General features: G+C 64.1%; 3 protein-coding genes. All 3 read right to left on the reverse strand.

Annotation, left to right across the window (positions count from 1 at the left end; translation table 11 throughout):
- Positions 1-352: 352 nt before the first annotated feature.
- Positions 353-1252, reverse strand: coding sequence for a DNA adenine methylase (locus AAFX91_RS40035; RefSeq protein WP_394570172.1), 900 nt, complete (start codon positions 1250-1252; stop codon positions 353-355).
- A 182-nt stretch (positions 1253-1434) separates the two neighbouring features.
- A complete protein-coding gene (locus AAFX91_RS40040; protein ID WP_394570173.1) occupies positions 1435-2139 on the reverse strand; it encodes a phage minor head protein in 705 nt (234 codons plus the stop codon).
- Positions 2140-2194: 55 nt separating this feature from the next.
- Positions 2195-3427 carry a DUF935 domain-containing protein gene (locus AAFX91_RS40045; RefSeq protein ID WP_394570174.1) on the reverse strand — a complete coding sequence of 411 codons (1233 nt, stop codon included), beginning with the start codon at positions 3425-3427 and terminating at the stop codon, positions 2195-2197.
- Between the last annotated feature and the right edge of the window lie 48 nt (positions 3428-3475).

The raw sequence follows: 3475 nt of genomic DNA on the forward strand, positions 1-3475 counted from the left end.
CGCCGTCCGCGATACGCGCGCTCGTCAGTCGCACGCATCGCGTCCACCGCATCTCACCGCAACGTTCGTGACGATCGTGTGACGCGCAGGTTCTAGTGACACCCCCGGGAATATCCGGGATCAGCCGGGCAAATCTGGGAAGTGCTTGGAACGGCGGGGCTTTTCTGCACTTCGGCGGGCGCCAGCGTCGGCGGCTCCGCGCAAGATCAAATGTCCCCCCTTGGCGGCGTCGCGGGGCGACATTGTCGAAATCTCCGGGAAATCCGTTGGCGGCGCCCCGGGGAATCGGAACGGAACGGCCTGGGCGGTGACATCGATTCCGATTCCCCTGATTTTGCGAGAAGTGCCCGTTTCATCGGGCTTTCTTGCGCACGGCGCCCGCGCGGACCTTCCGGGAATCGGAACTGGAATCGGAATCGGCGACGGTCGATCTTGCCGCCTTCCGCGGCGGCCCGCTGATGATCAGTTCGCGGGCCGGTCGGGCATTGGACGAACCGGCAACCGTATAGGTCAGCCGGACCGGCCGAAGGCGGAAGCCGGCGAAGGTGCGACGGATCTCCGGGACGTCGTTTATCGACAGGATGAAGCGGCCTTTTATGCGTGTTAAAACCTCCGCCATCCGCGCATAATCCGACCGCTGAAACACGCCGGCGCCATAGTCGGCCTCGCCACCGAAGTACGGCGGATCGAGATAGAACAGCGTGCCCTCGCGGTCGTAGCGCGCGATGAAATCGGCCCATGGCAGGCGCTCGATCACGACGCCGGCAAGCCGATCGTGCAGTTCGTCCAGCATCGGCATCAGCTTGGCGACGTTGAAGCGACCGCCCGCCGGATCGACGCCGAAGTTGCGCCCCGCAACCTTGCCGCCGAAGGCGGTGCGTTGCAGATAGAGGAAGCGCGCGGCGCGCTCCAGGTCGGTGAGCGTCGCCGGATTCGACGCCTTCAGCCGTTCGAATTCCTGCCGTCCCGTGAGCTGCCATCTCAGCATATCCATGAACGGCACGTAATGGCGCTGCAGGATGCGAAAGAACGTCGCCACGTCGCCAGAGACATCGTTGATGATCTCGCCTCTGGGCGCGCGCCGCCGGCGCAGGAAGACGCCTCCCATGCCGACGAACGGCTCTGCATAGGTCTCGTGCGGGATGCGGTCGATGCACTCAATGATCGTCTTTGCAAGCTGCTTTTTTCCACCGATATAACCTGCCGCTGGGCGCACTGGCGCCACCGGCCTGTAGAGAACTCCCTTAGCCATCTACTCAAGACACTCCGGCCTGCCTATCGTCGCAGCGCTGTGCATTCCCTTGCGTAGCCAGCGGCGGGTCGGCGAGAACCTTACCTTCGTCGAGCGGGTCTCTCTGCCAAGATCAGGCCCGCGGTTAGCAGCGTCAGCGCGCTGCTGCCCCCGCCACTGTCGGCGGAAGCGATCTCATCAACTCAGTACGCGTCCTCCGCTACCGGTTGCTCGCCTGGGCGATATGCGAAGCCGGGGTCGATGCCTTCGGGCACCTCTATCGTGCGGCCGTAGACGATGTACGGCACCACCTTGATCGGCGGTGCGGTGCCGAGCTTGTAACCGTAGCGCTTCAGGTCATCGTCGGAGAGCGATTCAACCCAGCAATGGCAGAACCAGCCGTTCGGCGGGAAATGCGTCTGCCACCACGGATCGTCGGCGAGCAAGACCAGGCCGTCCCAGGCCTCGTGCTCCGGCCGCGGGTTCTGCTGGCCGGGCAGATGCTTGTACATCAGGTATGGGCGGCGCGACTTGACGCGCTGGATCTGCTCCCAGCGGCCGGCGCTGTAGGCCATGCTGATGTTGGTGTCGAAGATGACGGCGCTGCGCCAGTTGCGCGAGCCGTTGTAGCTCCAGCCGTGATCCTCGACGATGCGATCGAAGTCCTTCCGGAAGTCCTCAAGCGTGGTGCCTTCGGAGATCGCCTTGTCGACCGCGTCGTGGAAGTCCGCGACCAGGTCGTTCGTCGTCGCGCCGGCGACCGTGAAGGCGACCGAGTGCTGCTGCTGCCACAGATCGAGCCAGCTCCACGACGGCACATCCAGCTTGCGCCGCAGGAAGTCGATCGCCTCGACCGGTTTGACGCTGAATGCAGACACGTCGACTGCCTGCAGCGCCGTACGTGACACGCCGCAGCATCCGCAGGTGCGGAAGTTTAGGTCGCGCGGCAGTCGCAACGTCGGCTTATGCATCGGCGTTAGCGATATCGGCGCGGCCGGCGAGCTTGGCCATCACCAGCGCGAGCTGGATGGCGCGCGTGAGATTGTCACGGTCCAGCTTCAGTCGATCGAGATGGGCGCGCACGTCCTCGATCGACGTCGCGCTCTGCAGCGCGGTGCGGATCTCGGCGATGATCTCATCCATCGCCGGCTGCGCGAGCTGCTCGGCCGCGGCGGCGAGCTGGGCGATCTGGTCGGCTGTGCGCCGGCCCGATCGACGCGCCTGCAGCGCGCGACCAATTTGCGGATTTTGCAAATTGTCGGTCGGATCGACGTTGTCGCCGCCTGCCGGATCGCCGAACGGCGACGGCGCGCGTGCCGGTGCAACCAGCAATTCCTCGTTCGGCTTCGGCTCCGGCAGGCCGAGCTTCTCGCGCATCACGGCGGCGCCCACCTTCATGCCCATGGGTACGAGCTTGACGACGCCATCGATCGTCTGCGCGATGTCCTCTTGCTCCTCGCGGCCGATCCTGACCCGTGGATAGGCCTTCTGTGGCCCGTATTCGAGCTGGATCCACGGCCTGATCAGGTCGCGGTTGAGGATCGCCGACTGCGCCTTGGCATCGGCGCGCTCGATGTCTTCCTGCACCTGCCGATGCTCTTGACCGACCGCATGGCCGCCCGCGATCGCGTCCGTGGTCGCGGTCTGTCCGAGCACGGCCTTGCTCATCTCATGATTGAGCCAGTCTGCGCGCTTCAGATAGAGGTCGCTGCCGGTGCCGACGTTCATTGACTCCACGAACTCGATCAACATCGACTCCGGGATGATGGCAGCGCAGTCGCCGGCGATATTTGCCACCGCGCGGAACAGGGTCTCCTTGTCGGCGTCGGAAGAGCCTGCCGGATATTTACCGACGCGCACCGGCTGGCCGAAGGTCTGAGTGAAAATGGCCCAATCACGTTGGGTGAACGCCTTGAACATCCACCACCACACGCCAAGCCGTGCGATACCTGAACGGACCGGAAGGCCCGATTTCGCGCGGATAACCGTTGTGATGAACTTGAAGGCAGGAAACGGCGATTCCCCTGATGCATTGAGCAGCGTAGCGGTGCCGTGCGAGTCGTAGCTACCGATGATCAGCGGAGTCTCGCCGTCATTGCGATCGAAGCAGAACCAACGCTGCTCGCGCCGCACGAGCCGCGCGGGCTGCCATTGCCCTTCGCTCGTGTCTGTTCGCCGTCGAGACCTTTGAGACAAATTGAAGGATTTTGCGGAGGGAGGATTTCTGGTTCATCGTAGCCACCA

The sequence above is a fragment of the Bradyrhizobium sp. 31Argb genome (assembly GCF_043638955.1).
Classification (GTDB): Bacteria; Pseudomonadota; Alphaproteobacteria; order Rhizobiales; family Xanthobacteraceae; genus Bradyrhizobium.